General features: G+C 54.7%; 22 protein-coding genes. 16 read left to right on the top strand and 6 right to left on the bottom strand.

Annotated elements, in window-relative coordinates; translation table 11 throughout:
• Positions 1-21 precede the first annotated feature (21 nt).
• The 7 genes from ROI90_RS15070 to ROI90_RS15040 all read left to right on the top strand — a co-directional run bounded on the left by ROI90_RS15070 (position 22) and on the right by ROI90_RS15040 (position 8412).
• On the top strand, positions 22-660 hold the full coding sequence (locus tag ROI90_RS15070) for a WbqC family protein (RefSeq protein WP_315999183.1): 639 nt from the start codon (positions 22-24) through the stop codon (positions 658-660).
• Positions 661-781: 121 nt separating this feature from the next.
• On the top strand, positions 782-3406 hold the full coding sequence (locus ROI90_RS15065; protein WP_315999182.1) for an ATP-dependent Clp protease ATP-binding subunit: 2625 nt from the start codon (positions 782-784) through the stop codon (positions 3404-3406).
• A 93-nt stretch (positions 3407-3499) separates the two neighbouring features.
• Complete coding sequence (locus ROI90_RS15060) at positions 3500-3883, top strand: hypothetical protein (RefSeq protein WP_315999181.1); 384 nt, start codon at positions 3500-3502, stop codon at positions 3881-3883.
• Positions 3884-3994: 111 nt separating this feature from the next.
• Positions 3995-5563 (top strand): acyl-CoA carboxylase subunit beta, encoded by a 1569-nt coding sequence (locus ROI90_RS15055; RefSeq protein WP_315999180.1) that lies wholly within the window; start codon positions 3995-3997, stop codon positions 5561-5563.
• Positions 5564-5875: 312 nt separating this feature from the next.
• The gene (locus tag ROI90_RS15050; protein WP_315999179.1) at positions 5876-6946 is read left to right on the top strand and encodes a M42 family metallopeptidase; all 1071 of its coding nucleotides are present in this window, start codon (positions 5876-5878) and stop codon (positions 6944-6946) included.
• 68 nt (positions 6947-7014) lie between these two features.
• The gene (locus tag ROI90_RS15045; protein WP_315999178.1) at positions 7015-7599 is read left to right on the top strand and encodes a hypothetical protein; all 585 of its coding nucleotides are present in this window, start codon (positions 7015-7017) and stop codon (positions 7597-7599) included.
• A gap of 57 nt (positions 7600-7656) precedes the next feature.
• Positions 7657-8412: a helical backbone metal receptor gene (locus ROI90_RS15040; RefSeq protein WP_315999280.1), complete on the top strand. Its 756-nt coding sequence runs from the start codon at positions 7657-7659 to the stop codon at positions 8410-8412.
• Positions 8413-8646: 234 nt separating this feature from the next.
• Here the strand turns inward: ROI90_RS15040 and ROI90_RS15035 are convergent, their stop codons facing one another.
• Together ROI90_RS15035 and aroB are read right to left on the bottom strand one after the other, a co-directional pair.
• Positions 8647-9885, bottom strand: a complete 1239-nt coding sequence (locus ROI90_RS15035) for a 3-phosphoshikimate 1-carboxyvinyltransferase (RefSeq protein WP_315999177.1) — start codon at positions 9883-9885, stop codon at positions 8647-8649.
• A gap of 105 nt (positions 9886-9990) precedes the next feature.
• On the bottom strand, positions 9991-11034 hold the full coding sequence (gene aroB / locus ROI90_RS15030; protein WP_315999176.1) for a 3-dehydroquinate synthase: 1044 nt from the start codon (positions 11032-11034) through the stop codon (positions 9991-9993).
• Between the two features lie 209 nt (positions 11035-11243).
• Here aroB and ROI90_RS15025 point away from each other — a divergent pair, with 209 nt between their 5' ends.
• The 7 genes from ROI90_RS15025 (at position 11244) to lysS (ending at position 20022) form a co-directional block, all read left to right on the top strand.
• The gene (locus tag ROI90_RS15025) at positions 11244-11618 is read left to right on the top strand and encodes a hypothetical protein (protein WP_315999175.1); all 375 of its coding nucleotides are present in this window, start codon (positions 11244-11246) and stop codon (positions 11616-11618) included.
• Positions 11619-11788: 170 nt separating this feature from the next.
• Positions 11789-12979 (top strand): proline dehydrogenase family protein, encoded by a 1191-nt coding sequence (locus ROI90_RS15020; RefSeq protein WP_315999174.1) that lies wholly within the window; start codon positions 11789-11791, stop codon positions 12977-12979.
• Positions 12980-13117: 138 nt separating this feature from the next.
• A complete protein-coding gene (locus tag ROI90_RS15015; RefSeq protein WP_315999173.1) occupies positions 13118-13486 on the top strand; it encodes a hypothetical protein in 369 nt (122 codons plus the stop codon).
• Positions 13487-13669: 183 nt separating this feature from the next.
• The gene (locus ROI90_RS15010; protein WP_315999172.1) at positions 13670-14500 is read left to right on the top strand and encodes a hypothetical protein; all 831 of its coding nucleotides are present in this window, start codon (positions 13670-13672) and stop codon (positions 14498-14500) included.
• Positions 14501-14818: 318 nt separating this feature from the next.
• Complete coding sequence (locus ROI90_RS15005) at positions 14819-16966, top strand: carboxy terminal-processing peptidase (protein WP_315999171.1); 2148 nt, start codon at positions 14819-14821, stop codon at positions 16964-16966.
• Between the two features lie 234 nt (positions 16967-17200).
• Positions 17201-18238 carry a hypothetical protein gene (locus ROI90_RS15000; protein WP_315999170.1) on the top strand — a complete coding sequence of 346 codons (1038 nt, stop codon included), beginning with the start codon at positions 17201-17203 and terminating at the stop codon, positions 18236-18238.
• Between the two features lie 221 nt (positions 18239-18459).
• Entirely contained in the window at positions 18460-20022 is a 1563-nt protein-coding gene (gene lysS, locus ROI90_RS14995; RefSeq protein ID WP_315999169.1) for a lysine--tRNA ligase, read from the top strand.
• A 567-nt stretch (positions 20023-20589) separates the two neighbouring features.
• Here the strand turns inward: lysS and ROI90_RS14990 are convergent.
• Positions 20590-20955: a YtxH domain-containing protein gene (locus tag ROI90_RS14990; RefSeq protein ID WP_315999168.1), complete on the bottom strand. Its 366-nt coding sequence runs from the start codon at positions 20953-20955 to the stop codon at positions 20590-20592.
• Between the two features lie 149 nt (positions 20956-21104).
• Positions 21105-21539 carry a CsbD family protein gene (locus ROI90_RS14985; protein ID WP_315999167.1) on the bottom strand — a complete coding sequence of 145 codons (435 nt, stop codon included), beginning with the start codon at positions 21537-21539 and terminating at the stop codon, positions 21105-21107.
• A gap of 262 nt (positions 21540-21801) precedes the next feature.
• On the opposite strand from ROI90_RS14985, the gene ROI90_RS14980 reads away from it, so the two are divergent.
• Together ROI90_RS14980 and ROI90_RS14975 are read left to right on the top strand one after the other, a co-directional pair.
• Entirely contained in the window at positions 21802-22047 is a 246-nt protein-coding gene (locus ROI90_RS14980; RefSeq protein ID WP_315999166.1) for a Kazal-type serine protease inhibitor family protein, read from the top strand.
• Positions 22048-22115: 68 nt separating this feature from the next.
• Entirely contained in the window at positions 22116-22484 is a 369-nt protein-coding gene (locus ROI90_RS14975) for a cupin domain-containing protein (RefSeq protein ID WP_315999165.1), read from the top strand.
• A gap of 87 nt (positions 22485-22571) precedes the next feature.
• Here ROI90_RS14975 and ROI90_RS14970 read toward each other — a convergent pair whose 3' ends face one another.
• Together ROI90_RS14970 and ROI90_RS14965 are read right to left on the bottom strand one after the other, a co-directional pair.
• Positions 22572-23336 carry a LytR/AlgR family response regulator transcription factor gene (locus ROI90_RS14970; protein ID WP_315999164.1) on the bottom strand — a complete coding sequence of 255 codons (765 nt, stop codon included), beginning with the start codon at positions 23334-23336 and terminating at the stop codon, positions 22572-22574.
• Positions 23337-23405: 69 nt separating this feature from the next.
• Positions 23406-24455: a sensor histidine kinase gene (locus ROI90_RS14965; protein WP_315999163.1), complete on the bottom strand. Its 1050-nt coding sequence runs from the start codon at positions 24453-24455 to the stop codon at positions 23406-23408.
• Positions 24456-24574 lie beyond the last annotated feature (119 nt).

Genomic DNA, 24574 nt, shown 5'->3' with positions numbered 1-24574 from the left:
TTCGGGCCTTTCTTCTGCTCTATGCCTGCCGTTCTGTTTGAGTCCCAGTATAATCCGCCCGCGGCATTCTTTTCGGCATTATTAGGAGCCGATGCCTTGTGGCTGGAAACCCAAGACCATTACCACAAGCAAACTTACCGCAACCGGTGCCTTATCCTGACCGCCCAGGGTGTGCAGGCCCTCACGGTGCCCGTAATTGATGGTAACCGCAGCGAAAAAGTGCTTACTTCCGCCATCGAAATTGACTACCGCCAAAACTGGGTACACCGCCACTGGCGCACCCTGCAAACCGCGTACGGCGGCACCCCGTACTTTGAGTATTACGCCGATTATCTGCACGATATCTACGCGCAGAAGCTCCCCCACCTGTTTGAGCTGAACACGGCCCTGCTGCATTTCTACTTCCGCTGCCTGCGCCTGCGCCTGCCCATTCACCTCACCACCGAGTACGTCTCGCCTGCCCCTGATTCACTCATTCGCTCATTCACTCATTCACTCCTGGACCGGCGCGACTGGCTGACACCGAAAGCCGCCGCCGAACCTGACAGGACGTCGGGCCGGCCCTATGCTCAGAGCTTTGGTAAAGATTTTGTACCGGGCCTCAGCATCTTAGACCTGCTCTTTATGCAGGGTCCGGCCGCCGGCAGTTTTCTTGCGTAGTGTACCTGTCGCCCCGAACCAACGCCCGACTCAATCTGTTTTCAGGTTACATCGGCCCAACCCGCAAAGCTACTTCATTTGAGCCTTGCGGGGTACCGTTTTTCTTCACTACCTTATCTGCATGGAAGCTAAATTCTCAAATAGAGTCAAGGAGGTCATCTCCCTGAGCCGGGAAGAGGCCATCCGGCTCGGGCACGACTATATCGGCACGGAGCATCTATTGCTGGGTATGATTCGCGAAGGGGAAGGCACCGCCATTGGTTTGCTCAAGAAATTGGGTGTATCGGTGGAGGAGCTGAAATACGCCCTGGAGCAGGCTACCCGCAATACCGCTACGCAAGGCACGAGCATCACCGGCTCGATTCCGCTGACGAAGCAAACCGAGAAGGTCCTCAAGATTACCTACCTAGAGGCTAAAATCTTCAAGAGCGAGATTATCGGCACGGAGCACCTGCTCCTCTCGATTCTGCGTGATGAAGACAACATTTCGTCCCAAATCCTGAGCAAATTCAACGTGAACTACGAATCCGTACGTGATTCGCTGGACTACCACGGTAACACGGCGAACAACCCCACCTCCGGCCCCGAGGCCGATGACGACGACAATGACCGCCTCTTCGGCGGCAGTGGCCAAGGCCGTAGTGGCGCCGGCGCCGGCGCTGCCCCTAAAAAAGGCAACGAGAAGTCACGCACTCCGGTGCTCGACAACTTTGGCCGCGACCTGACCAAGCTGGCCGAGGAAGACAAGCTCGACCCCATTGTGGGCCGCGAAAAGGAAATTGAGCGCGTTGCCCAGATCCTGTCGCGCCGCAAGAAGAACAACCCTATTCTCATCGGGGAGCCGGGCGTTGGTAAAACTGCCATTGCCGAAGGCCTGGCCCTGCGTATCATCCAGAAGAAAGTGTCACGCGTGCTGTTTGGCAAGCGGGTAGTTACCCTGGATTTGGCTTCTTTGGTAGCTGGTACCAAATACCGCGGCCAGTTTGAGGAGCGCATGAAGGCCGTAATGAACGAGCTGGAAAAGTCGCCCGACGTGATTCTGTTCATTGACGAGCTGCACACAATTGTGGGTGCCGGCGGAGCTTCCGGCTCCCTGGATGCCTCCAACATGTTCAAGCCGGCTTTGGCCCGCGGCGAAATTCAATGCATCGGTGCCACTACCCTCGACGAGTACCGTCAGTACATTGAAAAGGATGGTGCCCTGGCCCGTCGCTTCCAGATGGTGATGGTAGACCCCACCACGCCCGAGGAGACGATTGAAATCCTGAACAACATCAAGGACAAATACCAGGACCACCACCACGTAGTGTACACCGACAAGGCTATTGAAGCCTGCGTAAAGCTGTCGGACCGCTACATGTCGGACCGTTTCCTGCCCGATAAGGCCATCGACATTCTCGATGAAGCCGGAGCCCGCGTGCACATCAATAACATCGTGGTGCCCGAGGATATTCTCAAGCTCGAAGAGCAGATTGAGAACATCAAGGGTGAGAAAAACCGCGTGGTGAAGTCGCAGAAATACGAGGAAGCTGCCAAACTCCGCGACACGGAGAAGAAGCTCATTGATCAGCTCGACTCAGCTAAAAGAGACTGGGAAGAGGAGACCAAGAAGAAGCGCTACACCGTGAAGGAGGAAAACGTAGCCGAGGTTATTGCCATGATGACCGGCATCCCCGTTTCGCGCGTGGCCCAGAAGGAAAGCTCCAAGCTCCTGAACATGGGCGAAGAGCTGAAAGGCAAGGTAATTGGGCAGGACAAGGCCATTAAGCAATTGGTGAAAGCCATCCAGCGTACCCGTGTGGGCCTGAAAGACCCCAAGAAGCCTATCGGCTCTTTCGTATTCCTGGGCCCCACGGGCGTAGGCAAAACGGAGCTGGCGAAGGTGCTGGCTACCTACCTTTTCGACAAGGAAGATTCGCTGGTGCGGATTGACATGTCGGAGTACATGGAGAAATTCAGCATCTCGCGCCTGGTGGGCGCGCCTCCCGGCTACGTGGGCTATGAAGAGGGCGGTCAGCTGACGGAGAAAATCCGCCGCAAGCCGTACTCGGTTATCCTGCTCGATGAGATTGAAAAGGCGCACCCCGATGTGTACAACCTGCTCCTGCAGGTGCTGGACGACGGTATCCTGACCGACGGCCTGGGTCGTAAGGTGGACTTCCGCAACACCATCATCATCATGACCTCGAACATCGGGGCGCGTGATTTGCAGGACTTCGGCGCCGGTATCGGTTTCGGTACCAAAGCCCGGCAGGAGAACATGGACGAGTTGACGAAGGGCACCATTACTAATGCCCTGCGCAAAACCTTCTCGCCCGAGTTCCTGAACCGTTTGGACGACGTAATCGTGTTCAACTCGCTGGAAAAAGCCGATATCCACAAGATTATCGACATCAGCCTCAGCAAGCTGCTGGGCCGTATCCAGACGCTGGGTTACCGCGTGGAGCTGACCGACGCCGCCAAGGACTTCGTGGCTGAGAAGGGCTATGACCCCAAATACGGCGCACGTCCGCTGAACCGGGCCATCCAGAAGTACATCGAAGACCCGATTGCCGAGGAAATCCTGAAGGCGGAAATTGCCCAGGGCGACGTCATCACCGCCGACTACACGGCTGGCGCTGAGGAACTGACCTTCTCGGTAAGCAAGAGCGGCGAGGCGCCCAACCTGGCCAGCGACGAGCGGCCGGAAGAAGCGCCCGAGCCAAACGACGACGAGCCGAAAGACTCGAAAAAGAAAGGCGAATAATTAGATTCGTCTGAAAACAAAACCGGCCGGTTCCTGCAAAGGAACCGGCCGGTTTTGTTTATTGTGCCTAGTATCGTTTACACCTGTCTGCATATGTCCTCCGTTTTCACAGCCGTATTGATAATCGTACTGTCGAACGTAAGTTGTCAGCAGCACCCACCGTGTCCGTACAATTTAAAGCTTATTACCAAAGAAACCGAAATCAACTTTGCTTCCACCGATAAGCGAGGCATCATGTCAGCAGATGGGACCATTTACTTCGTTCCTGATTCTGACAAATCAGTCATCATTGCTTGCCGTGATAATAAAGTTATATGGCGAGTCAACGCTTCCAGTGAATGTGGATTGGCGACAATTCATCAAGCTGTTCGTTACCTCAAGCTCACTTCCAACAAGCTGGAGGCCGTTTATGGAAAACACAGCTTCTTGAGTATTAAACGCAGCACGGGGCAGGTTACCTGTGAAGGAAGCGACTAACCATATTTTAGTACCCAGCCGCACCAGAATTCTGGTGCGGCTTTTCTTACCTCGTGCGTTACCTTTGACTCTCTTACCGAAGTAGCCACCCTGACTCTTTCCCACCCCACAATGTCTGACCCGCACGCTGACGCCCAACTAAGCAAAACCGAAATTCTCGCCCGCAAAAATGAGGAGGCCCTGCTCGGCGGCGGCCAGGCCCGCATTGATGCCCAGCACAAAAAAGGCAAGCTCACCGCTCGGGAGCGGATTGACCTGCTGTTTGACGAGGGCTCGTTTGAGGAAATCGGCAAGTTTGTAATGCACCGCTCCAAGGACTTCGGCCTGGACAAGGAGTACTACCTCGGCGACGGTGTGGTGACGGGCTATGGCACCGTAAACGCCCGGCTGGTGTACGCGTTTTCGCAGGATTTCACGGTGTTTGGCGGCTCCCTGAGCGAAACTCACGCCGAGAAAATCGTGAAAATCATGGACCTGGCCATGAAGAACGGCGCGCCCGTTCTCGGCCTCAACGACTCGGGCGGGGCCAGGATTCAGGAAGGCGTGGTGAGCCTGGGCGGTTACGCCGATATCTTCTACAAAAACACCCTGGCCTCGGGCGTGGTGCCGCAACTGTCGGCCATTATGGGGCCGTGCGCGGGCGGCGCGGTGTACTCGCCGGCCATCACCGACTTCATCCTGATGGTGGAGGACACGAGCTACATGTTCGTGACCGGGCCCAACGTGGTGAAGACCGTCACCCACGAAAACGTGACCAGCGAGGAGCTGGGCGGGGCCAGCACCCATTCGGCCAAGAGCGGCGTAACGCACTTTTCGTGCGCCAACGAGGTGGCCTGCATCAACCACATCAAGCAGCTGCTGAGCTACATGCCCCAGAACTGCGAGGAAACCGCCCCCATGGTACCCTACGAAGCCGGTCAGGACGAAAACCGCCCCGCCCTGGACACTATCATTCCCGACAACCCCAACCAGCCCTACGACATCCGGGAGGTGATTGACGGCATTATCGACGCGGGCACCTTCCTGGAAGTGCACCAGAACTTCGCCGAAAACATCGTGGTAGGCTTTGCCCGCCTGGGTGGCCGCAGCATCGGTATTGTGGGCAACCAGCCGGCAGTGCTGGCCGGCGTGCTCGACATCAACGCCTCCACCAAGGCGGCCCGTTTCGTGCGTTTCTGCGACTCGTTCAACATTCCACTGCTGGTGCTGGAAGACGTGCCCGGCTTCCTGCCCGGAACAGACCAGGAGTGGCGTGGCATCATCACCAACGGGGCCAAGCTGCTCTACGCTTTCTGCGAAGCCACCGTGCCGCGCATCACCGTTATTACCCGCAAAGCCTACGGCGGGGCCTACGATGTGATGAACAGCAAGCACATCGGGGCCGATATGAACTACGCCTGGCCCACGGCCGAAATTGCGGTAATGGGTGCCAAAGGCGCAGCTGAAATCATCTTCAAGCGCGAAATTGCCCAAGCCGAAAACCCCGAAGCCAAGCTGCAGGAGAAGGTAGACGAGTACCAGCAGAAGTTTGCCACGCCCTACCGCGCCGCCCATCGGGGCTTCGTAGATGAAGTAATCCTGCCTTCTCAGACGCGCCAGAAGCTCATTCGGGCGTTTAAAATGTTGGAAAACAAAGTGGACACCTTACCGCGTAAGAAGCACGGCAACATCCCATTGTAACGAACCTTGAGCCTCCATGAACTGGCAAGCAACCGGCAACATCATTCTTGTTCTGGGTAGTTTAGCCTTCGTAGTGGGGTTGCTGCTCCGGTTCAGGGTGGGGCGCTGGTTCTTGGCGGCGGTGTGGTTACTGCTTACTCTGGGGTCCCTAATGTCTGGGGATTTGCACAGCCTCAGCGAAACCCCCGACGTAAACACCTCTACGCGCACTGTCAGCCGCTACTGTTTGGTGGGTGGTGGGCTGTGCGCCCTGCTTGGGCTGGCCCTACGTGCAATGGCTAGCAAGTTGACATCCTAATTTCCCTTTTGCGCATGCGTCCAGAGTCTTTCGATTTTCTGCAGAAGTATCTCAACAACCCCTCCCCCACCGGCTTCGAGAAGGAAGGTCAAAAAATATGGCTGGACTACCTCAAGCCCTACATCGACGAGTACTTCGTGGATACCTACGGTACGGTAGTGGGCGTGGTGAACCCCAAGGCGGAGTACAAGGTGGTGATTGAGGCCCATGCCGATGAAATCAGCTACTTCGTAAATTTTATCACGGAATCAGGATTCCTGTATCTGCGCAAAAACGGTGGCTCTGACCCATTGGTGGCTCCTAGCAAGCGGGTGAATATTCACACCAAAAAAGGCATCGTGAAGGCGGTGTTTGGCTGGCCGGCCATACATGTGCGTAAAGTGGAGCAGGACAAAGCACCTACCATTGAAACCGTGTTCCTCGACTGCGGCGCATCTTCAAAGGAAGAGGTAGAGCAAATGGGTATTCACGTGGGCTCCGTTGTTACGTTCGAGGACGAATTCACGGTACTTAACGATAAATTTTATGTGGGCCGGGCCCTGGATAACCGTATTGGGGGTTTCATGATTGCCGAAGTGGCCCGTTTGCTGAAAGAGAACAAGAAAGAACTGCCTTTCGGCCTCTACATCGTGAATGCAGTGCAGGAGGAAGTGGGGCTGCGTGGGGCCGAAATGGTGGCTCACCGTATCAATCCGGACGTGGCCATTGTAACGGATGTAACCCACGATACTCAGTCGCCGATGTACGAGAAGAAGACGTCCGGCGACATTTTCTGCGGTAAAGGTCCCGTTATCACCTACGGCCCGGCCGTGCAGAACAACCTGCGCGACCTTATTATTGAAACGGCTCAGAGTGCGGAAATTTCCTTCCAGCGAGCCGCCGCTACCCGCGCCACGGGCACCGATACCGATGCGTTTGCCTACTCCAATGCCGGAGTAGCCTCCGCTCTCATCTCGCTGCCCTTGAAATACATGCACACCACCGTTGAAACCGTGCACAAAGACGATGTGCAGAGCGTGATTGAGCTTATTTACGAAGCATTGCTGCGCATAGAGGACAAGCACGATTTCCGGTATTTTACATAAGCATAAATAAAACGGCCGCTTAGTTAAGCGGCCGTTTTATTTATGCTGCTTATTAATCCGTTTATTATATGAAATATTTTTTGAGTTTATGCTTGTCGCTAATCGGGCCAGTTTGCTTGGCTCAACAACTCTATCTTAAACCACATAGCTTTATCGATAAGCAAATTATAAAGGAGGTGTCAACCGATTTGCACAAACGAGGCATTCATCAAACGCTCGTTTACCAAGCGCTGCTTTGTGACACCAAAGCATACCGGATGTATAGTCTCTTAATCTGGCCTAAAAACGATACTGCTATTTGGGCTAGGCTTGTTACCGATAGTTGCTTATATGAAGCAATTAATTTACGGTCTTCTTTTTTCGCCTTCACCGTTTCAGAAAGAGGGTGGGCGGTTGAAAAGGAAAATCAGCTCAAGTTTGTGCCTCCATTGCTGGCCCCTTACTGTGAGAGAGAAGTTGTGTTGGATACATCTGGCAAACAGTACCGCTACTTTGAATACGGCAGTATATCTACCTATCATCCTTCACTTAATCGTGAAGCCTCCCGTCAAGCAATAATCAGAGAGCTTAGACCATTATTACAGCAAGCTGTCATAATGAGCTCTTTGTGTAGCCCATATCAGAGACCAGACATTATCCACAGTACGCCTTAAAGATCCAGCTTGAAACATCCCCCAATCCCTACGCTTCCGCTTACCGTAACCGACCAGATGGGCCGGCGGGTTGCGGTGCCTTTCCCGCCCCAGCGGATTGTATCGTTGGTACCATCCCAAACCGAATTGCTGTTTGCACTGGGGGTGGGCGCACGGGTGGTGGGAGTTACCAAGTTCTGTATTCATCCGGCGCAGGCCCGCAAGTTGGCGGCAATTATCGGGGGCACTAAAAATTTCGACTTCGAGAAAATTGACGCCCTGAGGCCCGACCTCATTATTGGCAACAAGGAAGAAAACTATCGGGAAGGCATTGAGCAGTTGGCCCGGCGCTATCCGGTATGGATGAGCGACATCAACACCTTACCAGATTCGCTGACGATGATCAGGCGGGTAGGGCTGTTAGTGGGCCGCAAAGAGGCTGCCGAGAGGCTAGCAGCTGAAATTACCACGTCTTTTGCCGTGTCGGCAGCACCTGCTACGTTACCATCGGCAGCTTATTTCATCTGGCGGAAACCCTATATGGTAGCAGCTGGCAACACTTTTATTGATGATATGCTTGGGCGGGCAGGCTTTCGTAATGTATTCAGCAACCTGGGCCGTTACCCTGAAATAACGCCCGAACAGCTGCAAGCCGCTGCTCCCCATCATATTCTGCTTTCCTCGGAGCCCTATCCTTTCGGACAAAAGCACCTTGCGGAATTCCAGGCCATTTGCCCGGATGCCACGATACGGATTGTGGATGGTGAACTGTTCAGCTGGTATGGTAGCCGCCTCCAACATTCAGCCAGCTACTTCCGGCAGCTGCACATCTAATGAACACTGAGGCCACTTATCCGGTGCTGATAAGTGGCCTCGGTATATACACCAGGCTGTGTGTACCGTAATGCTTCTTACTACCAAGCGGAATGTCATGCAGAGCGCAGCGAAGCAACTCGCGTGCTGACATTGAAGTTACTATCACAACCTCAGCACGCGAGCTGCTTCGCTGCGCTCTGCATGACTGACCTTATTTAGGCTTGCTTACTGTCCACACAGCCTAGATTATAGCTAAAACATCGGCGCTGGAGCTGGGTCAGTTACAAAACCTACTTTTTCCAACTCTCGCCAAAACTGCGGATACGACTTCCGCACCACGCGGGGCTCTTCAATGGCAAGGGAACCCAACAAAGCCAGCGGCGCAAATGCCATAGCCATCCGGTGGTCGTGGTAAGTGGCTACCTTCTGGCCTGCCACCCGAAAACCCTCCGACCCGGCCCGGAAGCGGCCTTCGCCCTCATCCAGCAAGAACCCACCGAATTTGGCCAGCTCAATTTGCAGGGCGGCAATCCGGTCGGTTTCCTTAATACGCAGACTTTCCAGCCCGGTCATAGTAACACTAATGCCCAAAGCAGCAGCTACCACGGCCACGGTCTGGGCTAGGTCAGGGCAATCTGTAAAGTCCTGCATCACTTCTTTGGCCGGCGTGGTTTTGCTGAGTCGTACCTGCTCATCGGCTAGGTACTCGGTGTGCACACCAAGCTGCGCCATAATGCCGACAATGGCCTGGTCACCCTGCCAGGAGTAGCGGCGCAAAGTGGGCAATGTGAGGTGGGAGCCGGCGGGGGCTAGGGCTACCGCCGCATACCAGTAGCTGGCCGCCGACCAGTCGCCTTCCACAGTGTAATCAGTAGGCTGATACGCCTGGGGGCGCACTTCCAGTACCTCACCCAAATCCCGGCACTGTGCTCCGAAATGCTGCATCAGCGCCTGCGTCATTCGAATATAGGGCCGGGAGCCCACCTTGCCTTCCAGCCAGATGCGCAGGCCATGGGGCAGCGTAGGGCCCACCATCAGCAAGGCCGAAATGTACTGACTGCTAATGTCGCCGCGTACGCGCAGCTCCGTGAAATTGGACGTTTCTTCAGTGGCGGGCTGAGGTGTGCAGCCTAGTAAGCGTAGGGGCGGGTAGCCTTCCTGGTCCAGGTACTCAATACGAGCTCCAAGTTCGCGCAACGCATCTACCAGCACCCGAATGGGCCGCTCCTTCATGCGGGCCGTGCCGGTTAGCTCAACTTGCCGGCCCGTCATGGCCAAATATGCTGTGAGGAAGCGCATAACAGTACCGGCATCCTCAGCATCCACTATGGTAGCAGCAGGCTGTTGCAGCAGGCGCTGCATAAGCTGGGTATCGTTGGCATCGGACAGGTTGTGCAGCGTGCCGCCCCCCGCCAGCGCCCGGATAATGAGGGCCCGGTTGCTTTCACTTTTGGAAGCCGGCACTTGTGCACTACCGCGCAGTGGCCCCACGGGCCCGGTAAGAGTTAGAACGGAGTCGATAATTGAACAAGTACAATGCAGGACGACCAATGGCCCGACCTAGGTTAAGACAAAACGCAACGGACTAGTGGCGGCTCAGAGCCGGTGGTAGTGTTGCAGGGAAGCCGCAATTTCGGGCAAAGTCACGGGTTGGTCGTACACTCCGTTGCCAATACCTTGCAGGAGGGTGCAATTGATAACGCCGCCCGAATTCTTTTTGTCCTGACGGGCGTATTCGGCAATTGCCTCTGTCTCCAGGCTGATGAACTGGACTTTCTCGAACACCGAAAACAAGAACGTTTCAATCTGCTCCAGCTCTGCCTGGGTCAGCAAGCCTTCTTCGTGGCTCAGCCAAGCCTCACACATCATTCCCGCTGCCACGGCTTCCCCGTGCAGAATCTCACGGCCGGGCTGCTGTAACAGATAGCTCTCCAGGGCATGGCCCACCGTGTGCCCAAAGTTGAGTAGCTTACGCAAGCCGTTTTCCAGGGGATCTTGAGCAACGATGCGCTGCTTCAAGGCCACCGACTCCTCAATGATAGAAGCCCAGTCAGAAATACCCAGCACCCCGATCAAACGGTTACGATTAAAGGCCTCCGCATCGGCAATCAGCCAGTGTTTTACCACCTCCGCGTACCCGGATTTCAACTGACGTGGATCGAGGGTTTGCAGGAAACGCGGATCAATGCATACGGCCGCGGGCTCCTGAAAAACGCCCAACTGGTTTTTGAAGCCAATAAAATCCACTGCCGTTTTGCCGCCTACACTGGCATCCACCTGGGCAAGCAGCGTGGTAGGCACCTGCACAAACCGGATTCCACGCTTATAGATAGCCGCCGCGAAACCACCCAGGTCGGTTACTACTCCCCCACCCAGGTTAATAACCAACGCATGGCGGTCGGCTTGAATACCAGTAAGCGTCTGCCATACGTTTTCGCAGGTGGCCAGCGTCTTGAATTCCTCCCCCGCCGGAATTTCTATCAGGGTATAGCCTGCGGGCAGATGGTATTCCAGCAGTGGTAGGCATAGGCGCGCCGTATGGGTATCAACCAGTACGATAATTGAGCTTACCGCTGGCTGGTGAGCTATACGAGCTACCTGCTCCAAAGCTGAGGTTCCTATAAACAGTGTTTCGTTCAAAATTTTATGGTTTTCTTAAAATATTTCGACGAACGGTTGCAAGAAATCAGACAAAATTAGCTTGTTTTGATGCAACTATTTAACCTCAAGTTTCCATCATGGATGCGCAACTTACTCTCTATTCAACTATGCGCTCTTTTACTCGTGTTGTATTAGTAGCAGGGCTTCCAGTAACTGGGGCTTTGTTTGCCTCCTGCAGTAAGGATGCCATGCCCACTGTCGAGGAGGGTTTGGTCGGCCGCTGGGAATGGCAGCAAACCACTGCTGAAGATCGGCCAGCTCTTACTCCCAGCAATACCAGCCACCAAGTGGTGGTGGAGTTTGACCGGCGTGGTCGGGCCCGCTTTTACCAGGATGGTACTTTGATTAGCGCGGCGGCCTTCTCTGTCCGGCGTGAGATGGGCGGCTTCGGTAAGCCGCCCAAGCACCTGATCATTTACCGGGGCTACCAGAACAATCAGTACTACTCGGTTATTGGCAACCGCCTGCAACTACAGGATACTAATGGCAAGCTGCTGGCTCATAGCTATACGCGGGTAGTACCCGAAGTATCGGCCAATCTGCCTGTTCACAAGCCCCACTAATACTCATAACTGGTACAGCTGGTTGTAAATAGCAAGCGGCGGGAATTTCCCGGCCGCTTTCGGCGGTTTACAGGTTGCCCTTCTTTCCAGCTTTGCTAGTCAAAAAGCAGGATTACAGGTTATCTTTGTGGGCGCAGTCACCACCCATTCCCTGCTCAACCACCCCATCTATGCCCGTTACGCAAGCCCCCCCAGTTTCTTTCAACGACACGGCCGTTGCATTTGCCTCTAAATCCAACGGAGAGCTGCGCAAAATGTATGCGCTGTTTGCGGCCATGAATAACAACACACTGGTAAAAACCGGGGGTGGCCTCATGAAAACGGCCTTGAAATGGCACATCCCAGGCACGGCCTTTCTGATCAAGAAATCTATTTTTGATCAGTTTTGTGGAGGTGAAACCATTCAGGAATGCCTGCCTGTAATTCAGGAGTTAGGGCGCTACAACATCGGTACCATCCTTGACTACTCGGTGGAAGGTGAGGGCAACGACAAGAGCTTTGATGCCACTACTACCGAAATTCTGGCCACTATTGAGCTGGCAGGCCGCTCCCAGCACATTCCCTTCTCGGTATTTAAGGTGACTGGTGTTGGTGATGCTGGCATTTTAGAAAAGGTGCAGGCTGGCAAGGCCCTGACGGCAGACGAGCAGATGAGCTACGAAAAAACCCGCAAGCGGATTAATGCAATTTGTGCGCGTGCTCACCAGCATGGCGTCCGGGTGTTTGTAGACGCGGAGGAAAGCTGGTTCCAGGACACCATTGATCAGCTAACTTATGAGATGATGCACCGCTATAACCGGGAGTCGGCCATCGTCTGGAATACTTATCAGCTCTACCGCCACGACCGGCTGGAGGCCTTGGAAAAGGCTCATGCTGATGCCGTGGCCGGCGGCTATTATCTGGGCGGAAAGCTCGTCCGGGGTGCCTACATGGAGAAAGAAGCCCGCGTAGCTGCTCAGCAGGGGCGGCAAAACCCAATTAACGCCACCAAAAACGCCACCGATGATCTGTATGACAACGCTTTACGCTTCTGCGTAGAGCACATTGACCGTATCAGCATTTGCGCCGGCACGCACAACGAAGCCAGTTCTTTGCTGCTTACCCAACTGATGCAGGAGCAAGGGGTGCAACCGGCCGACCCCCGCATCTGGTTTGCCCAGCTTTTTGGCATGAGTGATAATCTCACTTACAACCTGGCCCATGCTGGCTACAACACAGCCAAGTATGTTCCCTACGGACCGGTGGCCGCCGTTATGCCCTACTTGTTGCGCCGGGCCGACGAAAATACGGCCATTGCCGGCCAAACCAGCCGGGAGTTTATGTTGATTCAAAAGGAGATGAACCGCCGGAAGGTACAATAGCACTACTTGGTGCCAACCAGGTAAATATCTGAACGGCACAGTTTTTGGCAAGCGCGAGTCCGTGGCGGTAAGGGTAGGCCTACCGTCACGGACTTTTTTTGTTACATTCCGCTTTCAACTCCACCATCCTCCCTGCCCATGACTGGCCGAGTACGCAGCCATTTGATCCGCTTTTCTCGCACGCAAGTAGGTACTACCAGCTACCTCAACCTGGTTCAGGAAGCCGAGCTTGGCTTGAATCTGGACATCTCCCACGAAAAAGCCCGCCTCAACGAGATTCTGGCTGAAATATCCACCAATGAGTACGAAGCAGGTCGCCCGATTTTAAGCTGCCTGGTAAAGGTAGAAGGCTCAAAAGGGCAAGGTGATGCCTTCTATAAACTATGTGAGCGGCTTGGGTTAGGCGAATGGCGCACGTTAAAGCAACAGGAGAATTTCCTGAAAGACATGCGCCGGGAGTGTCGGGCCTTTTGGCAGGACAATAAGAATTTTGAAAATTTTGGGTAAGCAAAAAATGGCGTTTTCGGCTTGTTGATGGACTTATTGCAGGAATAAATAGGAGTGGACTGGTACATATTCTGCAACCCCACTACTGTGGTTGCGTTAAGGACTCTCGAAACCCTGCGGCGGACTCCTTTCCCGTAGCCCCGCCGGCGTCTCTCTCCTATTCATTCATTAATTCTCCACCCCATGAACAACGATTCGATCAACCCCACTAACTCCGGTACTGGTTCAGGCGCTAACTACGGTACTGGCTCGGCTGGCACAGGTTACGGCACAGGTGCCAACACTACCTCTAGCGGCAACATGGGTAACTCGTCAACGGGTGACTCCTCGATTTCCGGCGCTGACACTAACCCCCACCATGACCACAGCGCTACCCAGAAGGGTGCAGCTGTAGCTGGCTCGGTAGGTGCAACAGTAGGCGCTGGCATTGATGCCACACAAAATGCCGCTGGCGATGCCGCTCGTGCCGTAACTGGCAGCAACCATACGTACGGTTCAGGCAGCAATTACACCACGGGCTCGTTCCGTGACCGTGACAGCGCTGAGCGTGCTTACCAGTCACTGTCGTCGCGTGGTTACACTAAAGACGATGTGAACCTGCTGATGTCGGATGACACCCGCAAGCGTCATTTCGGTGACGAAACCCCTGAAACCGAACTTGGTGATAAAGCCATGGAAGGTGCCGGTGTAGGCTCGGCCATTGGTGGTACTGCTGGTGCCGTTATTGGTGCTATTGCCGCTATTGGTACTTCCGTAGCTCTGCCCGGCCTGGGCCTGATCATTGCTGGTCCTATTGCTGCTGCCCTGGCTGGTGCCGGTGCTGGTGGTCTGACGGGAGGCTTGGTAGGTGCTCTGGTAGGCTCGGGTATTCCTGAAGAGCATGCTACTGAGTACGAATCTGATGTGAAGAGCGGCAACATCGTAATGGGTGTACGTCCTCGCAACGAAGAAGACGCGCGTTACTTCGAAGAGGAGTTCCGTCGTAGCAGCGGTGACAAAGTACGTCGCTACTAGTCTCAGCTTCAATAGCTTTTAGAGAGGGCTCCTCCCAACACGGGAGGGGCCCTCTTTTTTGTAATATCCCAATAGCTGACTCATCACTTGTTCATCTTTGGATGTTTATTTTTCGAACCCCTATATTCACGGGTAGCTACGTATGGCTGATGCAACCTCCCGGCCTGTTTCGAGCCCTTTACCAAGCTAGGCGTACCGTTGTGGGGCACTTATATAACAGGTGGCACGTTGTATGCACAACCGGTAGCTTAGGCTCTGCGTAGCCCAATTGCAGGATAACTCCTGATTCCGATTTTTTTCATTTCATCCCGTTAGTTCATGTCTTCCCCCCGACTCAAAATAGGCTTGTATGCCTCTGTGTTGCTGGCGGTGTTTGTGCTGGCTTCCTACAAGCTATACCGGCGCAACGACGGCAGTTCTCCGCAGAAGGACGAGGTTCTCATAAAGGCCATGTTATCGGGCCTAAGCCAAGCCCATTACCAGCCTGAGCGTATTGATGATGCCTTTTCCAAGCGCGTTTTCGATTTGTACCTCAAGCGCCTGGATGGCAGTAAGAAATTCCTGCTTCAATCTGATGTAACAGCTTTGTCGCAGCACCAGAAGAGTATTGACGACGAAGTGCAACGCGGCACCCACGAGTTCTTGGACAAGAGCACGGAGCTTATGAGCCAGCGGGTGAAGGATGTGCAGGGCCTGTACCGGGAAATTCTGGCTCAGCCTTTTGACTTTACCGCAGAAGAAACGTTTGAAACCGAGCCTGATAAGGCCAATTTTGCTGCTAATGCCACCGCTCAGCGCGAAGAGTGGCGCAAGTTTCTGAAGTATCAGACTCTGGTGCGGGTTTCGGAAATGATGGATGAGCAGACCAAGAAAAAGGACAAGCCGCTGGCTGCCACCAACGTTACGCCTTCGGCTGCTACTACTTCCGAGCCTACGCGCACGCCTGCTCAGATGGAAGTTGAAGCCCGCAAGCGGGTGCTGAAGTATTTTGATGACTATTTCAAGGATCTGTCGCAGACGGATGCTAATGACCGGCTGGCTATGTACGCCAACGTTATTGCCAACACTTACGACCCCCACACCGAGTACTTCGCTCCCCGCGACAAGGACAACTTCGATATTGCCATGACCGGCCGTTTCGAAGGTATTGGAGCCACACTGCAGGAAAAGGACGGTCAGATTAAGGTGGCTGACATCGTTCCGGGTTCGGCTTCTTACCGGCAGGGTGAGTTAAAAGCTGGTGATGCCATTATTCGGGTAGCACAGGGTGCCGAGGAACCAGTATCAGTAGAGGGCTGGCGTCTGGATAAGGCTATCACGCTGATTCGTGGTAAGAAGGGAACTCAGGTCCGGCTGACTGTTCGTAAGCCGGACAACAGCACCAAGATTATTCCCATCATCCGCGACGTGGTTGTAATCGAGGAAACCTACGCTCAATCGGCTACCATTGACGAGAAAGGCAAGAAGCTAGGCTATATCAAGCTGCCGAATTTCTATGCTGACTTTAATGACAACGGTGGTCGTAGCTCGGCTGCCGACGTGAAGAAAGAGCTGGAGAAGCTAAAGCAGGAGAATGTGCAGGGCGTAGTGCTCGACCTGCGTTTCAATGGCGGTGGCTCCTTGCAGGACGCGGTGGAAATGGCCGGTTTGTTTATTGATAGTGGCCCGGTAGTGCAGGTGCGTGGCGGCCAGGGTGCCCCCACTATCCTCAACGACCGTGACCCCCGGGTTCAGTACAGCGGCCCCCTGGTGGTACTGGTGAACAAGTATAGTGCCTCCGCATCGGAGATTTTGGCAGCTGCTATTCAGGATTATAAGCGCGGTGTAATTATGGGCTCAGCCAGCACGTATGGCAAGGGCACTGTACAGCGTATTTTCGACCTGGACGACGCTATGCCCGCTGAATTCAACAGCATCAAGCCATTCGGTTCACTGAAACTGACTACGCAGAAGTTCTACCGCATCAATGGTGGTTCTACGCAATTCAAGGGTGTTATTCCTGATATCGTTCTGCCCGACGCGTATAGCTACCTCGACCAGGGCGAAAAGGAAACCGATTACCCCCTGAAGTGGGACGAAATTACGCCCGCCCGCTACCGCGCCTGGAGCAATGCTCCGGCCATCGATAAACTGCGGCAGGCTAGCACGGCCCGGGTGAACACCAGCCCCAGCTTCAAGCAGCTTTCTGACATGGTGCAGCGCATGGTGAAGCGTAAGGACGATACTAAAGTGTCGCTGAAGCTGGTGAACTACCGTGCCGAGCAGGTACAGGCCAAAACGGAATCGGATAAGTACGAAGCCATCCAGAATGCGGCCCAGCCCATGGCTATTGCCCCTCTGGCTTTCGATATCCGTCAGATAGGCGCTGATACCATTAAAGTAAACCGTGCCTCGCGCTTCGTTAAGCCCCTTAAAAAGGATATTACTTTGCGTGAAGCTGTAGCCGTACTGAAAGACCAGATCTAAGCACTCGGTGCTTACAGAAGTGAATAAGAAGCCTCCCGGCCGTAGTCGGGAGGCTTTATTATGCCTTATTCTTGACAGTGAAATACGTTAGTAAATCGACTTTACAACTCAGATGCCAGTATCAAACAATAACAACAGTTAACTTACTCATAAACAACAATTTACTAGCTAATTTATATTGCACATATTTTTAGCAAATAAGAACCTATTTATTAGTATCTTGGTTGAGTAGATATGACAACGAACGACATGGAAACGCCCATCATCCCGCTGATTACCGAAGAGCAAAAGCAAGCCGAAGAAACCTGGCGCAAATCGATTCCGGCGCAAGTGTTTCTGAATTACTTCTTTGCTATTAACTACCACATTGAGCAGGCCGACGATGCCACTGGTGGCTTGCAGCACCTCCCGTTTTTCCGGGCCCATCAGGCTGAGCTGACCGATACGGATGTGCAGGCCATTACCAAACTGCTGCACGCCAGCTGGAGCACGGAGTATGCCCTGCGTGCTACGGCCGAGCTGGGCGACGAGGATTACTTGCGCAATGCCTTGCACTGGACTTTCCCACAGGCTTACCACACCATTACGGCCGGTTTACAGGCTTTTCTGTACACGGCTGGCGTGCGTAGCGCCAACCCTTCCCTTATCCGCCGGGAAGTGGGCCGCTTGGTAGTGCGCAATGCCTATCCGCGTCCGGTTTCCTTTTATGCGGCTGGCGCTTACGGTGATTTTAGCATTCATCGGTTGCCTCTAGCGGGCTACAAAGCAGGCCTGCATATTGCCGGTAAGGAGATTGACGCCCAGGCTCAGATTGGCCAATTCCTGCGCACTACCCGCAAGATCAAGGCACAGGCTACGCGTTTGCAGGTGCAGGCCAATCCCAACACGGCTATTCGCAGCCAGAAGACTGGCAAAGTACTGGACAAGTGGACGGCCGCGCACTGGCAGCAGATTACCTGGCGCTTGGGCTACACCACCGTTTTTGACCTGCTGGGTCGCCTGCGCATCTCGCAGACCAGCCGAGAAATTGAGCGGTTTGTAGAAGCGGACATTGACTTCCAGTTGTTTCATCAGTCCCTGCTCAACATTGTGAGCTACCTCAACGGCGTGCACGAAACCTACGTGGCCAAGGCCCTTGGCCTGGAGCGTTACCAGCAACTGGTAGCCGAGCTGCCCAAGCACCTGCAGAATACCTTTGTGCAGGAACGCCTGCGCACCCGCATTGAGCCCACGCTCAGCGACGAAGCACCCACGCTGCGTATGGCCGCTTAAGGGGCCGCCTTATGCTCCAACCTTCTTTAGCTCCGACTCCATATACACGTAAGCGCCGGCCTTTTGGGTCGGCGCTTTTTGCTTACGTATCCGGTACTGCGGCTACATTGCCGGCAACCAACCAACTCTTCACCGGTTTATGTAGATAAGTGTGTGAACCACGCTATTTTTGCAGCTTGATTTGGCGGCCCCGTTGGGGCCTTGTTTTTACTCAACGTACCATGCAGCACCTCAGCGAACAGGAGATAATCCGTCGTAACAAACTGGAAGAACTCCAGAAGCTCGGCATCGAGCCCTACCCCTCCGAGCTGTTCGACGTGAACTTCTACGCCCAGGAAATCCTCGAGAATTATCATCCCGAGCTTAATAACTTTCAGGATGTGAGCCTGGCTGGCCGCCTCATGTCAATTCGGGTGAAGGGAAAGGCCTCGTTTGCTGAGCTGCAGGATGCTTCGGGCCGCATTCAGCTCTACATCAATCGGGACGAAATCTGTCCCGGTGAAGACAAGGAGTTGTATAATACCGTCTTCAAGAAGCTACTGGATCTGGGCGACTTTGTGGGTGTGAAGGGTCACGTGTTCAAGACGATGGTGGGGGAAACCTCCATTCATGTTACCGGGCTTACGGTGCTGAGCAAGAGTCTGCGCCCCCTGCCCGTAGTAAAGGAGCGTACCGATGAGGCTACTGGCGAAAAGGTTACCTACGATGCCTTCTCCGACCCCGAGCAGCGCTACCGCCAGCGGTACGTGGATTTGGTAGTGAACCCGCACGTGCGCGAAGCTTTCATTAAGCGTACCCAGCTGGTGCAGGCCATGCGCAACTACCTCAACGACAAAGGCTACCTAGAGGTAGAAACACCCATTCTGCAGCCTTTGTACGGCGGTGCCGCTGCCCGGCCATTCAAAACCCACCACAACACGCTGGACATGACGCTGTACCTGCGTATTGCCAACGAGCTGTACCTGAAGCGCCTCATCGTGGGCGGTTTTGATGGCGTATACGAGTTCAGCAAGGACTTCCGCAACGAGGGCATGAGCCGGTTTCACAACCCTGAGTTCACCCAGATGGAGCTGTACGTAGCCTACAAGGACTACTACTGGATGATGGACTTGGTGGAGGAGATGGTGGAGCGCGTAGCCTTGGCCCTGCACGGCAAAACCGAAGTGCAGGTAGGTGAGAACCTCATTAACTTCCAGCGCCCCTGGAAGCGCTTTACCATGGCCGAATCCATTGAGCACTTCACGGGCTTCAACATTGACGGCAAGAGCGAGGACGAACTGCGCGCCGCCGCCAAGGAGTTGAAAGTAGGCCTTGACCCCAGCATGGGCAAAGCCAAAATCATCGACGAAATTTTTGGGGAGCATGTCGAGCCCAAGCTCATCCAACCCACCTTCATCACCGATTATCCGGTAGAGATGTCGCCGCTGGCGAAAAAGCACCGCAGCAAGCCAGGTTTGGTGGAGCGCTTTGAAGCCATTTGCAACGGCAAGGAAATCTGTAATGCCTTTTCCGAGCTCAATGACCCCATTGACCAGCGCCAGCGCTTCGAGGACCAATTGGAGTTGGGCAAGCGCGGCGACACCGAGGCCATGGTGCTGGACGAAGACTTCCTGCGGGCTTTGGAATACGGTATGCCACCTACGGCTGGCTTGGGCATTGGCATTGACCGCCTGAGCATGATTATGACGAATTCCAACTCCATCCAGGATGTACTCTTCTTCCCGCAGATGAAACCGGAGTTCACGAAGTCGGAAAATGCCCCGAAGCCTGAAACAGAGGAATAGGTTTCGGTTCTGAATCAGCGTAAAATCAGAAAGCCTCCTGCTAGTAGTAGCAGGAGGCTTTCTTTTATAACTGACTGATTATTCCGCTAAACAGGAAAGAACCTGAAGAAGCTTGCGATGGGCATGTACGATTTTACTGCTGGGTCTTGTTAACCATTCTCCAACAGAAGCTCTACAGCCGGCAATTTTACAACAGATGCCTGTTCAACATCTTGTAAGTCGGTTATGTATGCTTTAACGCCCGTGCCAGAAGAAGGTTACAAGTCAGCGGGAAATAATTACTTCACACTGATTGCTACGAAAGCAAGAAAGCCTCCCGTCAAAATATGGACGGGAGGCTTTCCTATTATACAACCAACTTACCTTTCAGAAAGGGGTGTACCAGAGAAGCGTGCGATGGGCAACGTATGATTTTACTAGCGGGTTGTTTTACCAGTTCCTACCAGAAGCTCCACGGCCGGCAATTTTACTCTTATAACCTCTCCTATCTTCTTTTAAGACGGTTGTACATTCTTCAACGAAGCAGCACGATAAAGGTTACTCCTCCACAAAGAATTTTTCCTATTTCTAGCCACGGTACCCTGGCTGATGCCGGGAGTCGCCACCGATGCCGTCGTAGTCTGAGTCTGAATCCGACCCTGTATCGGAGTCTGAGCTGCTAGGTTGATTTAGGGAACTCAGCAGTTCATCGGCGGTGGTACGGTCGGTGCGGTGTTGCTCCGAATCGGCGGGGGCTTGGTCCTTCAGCGAGCTAAGCCGGCTTTTGCCATCCTTCAGGAGCTTGTTGAAGTCGTCGCCGAGGCGGGAGGCTGATTTTTTCAAGCCGGCCCGTGCGTCATCACCGGTTTCGGGAGCCAGCAATAGCCCGGCCACAACACCAGCCGCGGCACCGGCCAGCAATGATAGAATCACTTTGCCTTTGGTATCTTCCATAACGCAGAGAAAGTAAGGTGAGGAAATGTAGATGAGATAAGCATTTGCTTTGAGCTTACGCTAACGGGGTTAACGGCTCTTACCCAAAGAGGTTAAAAAAAGCCCCGACCTCTATGCAAGGTCGGGGCTTTTGCGAGGTGCCGCTTGACCTACAGGTCGTTCAGCATTTTTACTACTTCATGCTTGGCTTTGCCTAGCTTGTTCTGCAGGCGGCCAACCAACTCGTCGCCTTTGCCTTCAGCATAGTCCAGGTCCTCATCCGACAGCTGCGCGTACTGCTGCTTCAGCTTGCCTTTGGCCTCGTCCCAGTTGCCTTTCAGCTTCAGCTTGGAGCCGGCACCCGAGATACCCAGGTCTTCCAGCTTTTCGATATAGCCTTTGAATTTCGAGTCGAGGTCTTCACCGTATTTGGAAAGCTGCTCGCCCAGTTGGCCACTGTATTTGGTAGCAGCGGAGCCAATTTTTTCGCGGGTAGCTTTGCCTTTATCAGGAGCCATCAGCAGACCAGCAATGATACCAGCACCGGCACCGGCCAGAGCAGCGAGGAGAATTTTACCGGAGTTGTCTTCTTCGTGGTACGACATGATTTTGGGGGAGAGAATGAATGAGAAATTGGGTTCAGAATAAGACCGGCGTTGCTGTTGAGGTAGCGGCCGGTTATGGGCAGCTATACGCACCGGGGCAGCCGGGGTTTTGCTGCACGAAAAAATTAGCCCTTTCAAATATTTGATTTTTCTATCCTTGGTACGCCTCTGGCTGCATTTCGTCGTACACTACGCACATTTCTGCCTTTCTTGCCTAGCCGCCAACTCCAGTACCGGCCACGTACCCTTCACCCCTTGCACCATGCACAAACTCCTTGCTTGCACAGTCGCACTCCTGTCTTTGGCAGGCTGCCAGCGCGAAACCGCCTCCTCTGCTGATTGCATTGACCCCAGCAAAATCAAAGCCGACGCTATGTGTACCATGGAGTATGCGCCCGTATGCGGCTGCAACAACCAAACCTACGGCAATGCGTGCCAGGCCACCAATGCGGGCGTAAAAACCTATACAAAAGGCCCTTGCCCAGACGCCGGTCAGCCCAAAGGATAAGAGGGCTATTTGCCTGCAAGGCCCCACCCTAACCGCTTACTGTACCGTCCTTTACTCTTCCCGTTACCATGTCAGAGAAACGCTATTTTCGCCAGCAGAACCCATTTATAGTTCCCACCACCGATGGCAAGCTCATTGAGGAGCATATTGGGTTGGCCAGCTCTGGCACCGGGCAATACAGCGTAGCGCATATGGTGGCTCCGCCCCAGTGGAGCGAGCCGCATCAGCGCCCCGAGTTCGACGAAGTCACAATTGTAGTACGGGGCCGCAAGCAGTTTGAAATTGACGGTGACGTGGTAGAGCTTGGGGCGGGAGAGTCATTGTTAATTAAGGCTGGGGCGCGGGTACGCTATTCCAACCCCTTCGATGCCGAGTGTGAGTATTGGTCCGTCTGTGTACCGGCCTTTTCGCCCGCCACCGTTCACCGCGAAGAATAGAATACGTCGGTCGTTTCGACAGCGCAACAGAGCCCGCCATTTCTTGCTTACGCGAAGAGTGGCGGGCTTTTCTGCGCTGGCCGGCGGTTATTTCAGGCCCAGCCAGCGGCGGAGTTCGGGGGTGCGGTGGGTGCTGGCGGTAAGGCTTATAGGCTGGCCGCGCAAGTGTACCACCAGCGTATCGTTGAAGTAGGGCTCCAGCCGCTCAATGGCGCTGAGCTGCACTATTTCGGTGCGGTTGAGGCGAAAAAAGCGGGCCGGGTCGAGCTGAGTTTCGAGCTGGCTGAGGGTTTCGTTGAGCACGAAGGCCCTGCCCTGAGCGTCAAGCGCGTGCGTAACGCCGTTGCGCAGCTGAAAATACGCCAGATCGACCACATCAAGCAGATACAAACCTTGCCGCGACTTGCTGACGAGCCGCTGCTTGTAGGATGGGGCTGGCGCGACACTACCCAACGTCGCGGCCAGGTGCTGCAACGCCGCCCCCTGAAACGACTGCCGCAGCCGCTCAAACTTCTGCATGGCAGCGGCAAATTGCGCGTATTGCACCGGCTTGAGCACGTAGGCAATGCCGTTCTGCTCGAAAGCCTGCACCAGAAATGAGTCGTAGGCCGTGACGAAGATAACCGGGCTACTAACGGCTACCTGCCCGAACAGCTGGAAGACATTGCCATCAAGCAGCTCAATATCGGAGAGGATCAGGTCGGGGGCCGGGTGCTGGCGCAGAAAATCCGCTGCTTCGCTCACCTGTTGGCATTCACCTACGATAGTAGCTTCAGGAGCGTATTGGAGCGCAAAGCGGCGCAGCTGGTCGAGGGCCGGCTCCTCGTCTTCAATCAACAGCAAGCGGAGCATGAGGTGAGCAGTAAGGATTTACGATTATGTAGAAAAGCGAAACTGAGCAGAGAGCATACGAACCGGGTTTTACTCTACCTCATCTGGTACTGAGGCGCGGCGCACGAGGGGCAATGTCACGCTGAACTGCTCCGGGGTGTCGTCGATGTGCACGGGCGTATCCTGGAGCAACGCCAGACGGGCACGTAGCCCGGCCAGGCCGCTGCCTTCGCCGGGGGCGGGCACTGGCCGGGGCTGGCGGGCGTGGCTTACCTGCAGGCTGGAGGCCGTGAGGGTGAGGCGCACGCGTAGGGGCCGGGTGCGGCTGCCCAGGTTGTGCTTGAGGGCGTTGGTGAGCAGCTCCTGCCCCACCCCGGGCGGAATCAGCAGGTGCTCAAGCTCCTGGGTGGGTACCTGCACATCCTCTTCGAACACATACGCGGCCCCGAAACGCCGCTGCAACAGAAATTGGTAGTCGCGCAGGAAGGCCAGTTCCTCGGCCACGGGCACGGCATCCTGCTGGCGGGTACGCACGAGGTAGCGGTAGAGGCTGGCTAGGTGGGTTACGTAGTCGTGGGCGGTGGTATTGCTGGGCTCGATGAGGGCGGCCAGGATGTTGAGGTTGTTGAACAGAAAATGCGGATCAACGTGCTGCTGCAAGGCCTGCAAGCGGGCCTGTGTGGCTTCTTTTTCCAGCCGCTCCACCTCCACCCGCACCTGGGCGGCGTGCTGCTGGTATAGAAACGGCAGGTACACGCTGCCCACCAGTAAGTACAAAAACGCATCCGACGATAAGCCGCGCACCAGGGCGTACCAGTTGCCAAAGTCGCCACGCGCCACGCCGGTTAGCACCAGCAACCCGTTCAGCAACTGCAGCCCCCCTACGAACAGCAGCACCCCGCGCCACAGCAATCCAAAGTAGTAGCTGGCCCGGCCGTTGCTCCGCCCCAAGCGGGTGGCGCGGGCGTGCAGCCAGTCGAGTACGTACACCACCAGCAAGGCTTCCAGAAACAGCCAGAACGGCGCGTCCGGAAACAGGTAGAATTCCTCAACCGTTACCGCCATAGTCAGGCGCGTGTAGAGTGCCAGCAGCACCGACAGCACCAGCACAAACGAGTAAAACCAGGGCTTTTTACGCATGAGAGGAAATATGCGGCGGCAAGCTACGGTGAGTTTGCCTTCGATGGAAGATTCAGCCCATTACACTGAGCGAAGCCGAAGCACCTCTATCTCCGCCCAGCCGACAGGCAATGCAACGA

Source organism: Hymenobacter endophyticus (assembly GCF_032464715.1).
GTDB lineage: Bacteria > Bacteroidota > Bacteroidia > Cytophagales > Hymenobacteraceae > Hymenobacter > Hymenobacter endophyticus.
Note: the sequence above shows the minus strand (reverse complement) of the source record. Positions and strands in the feature narration are given on the sequence as shown.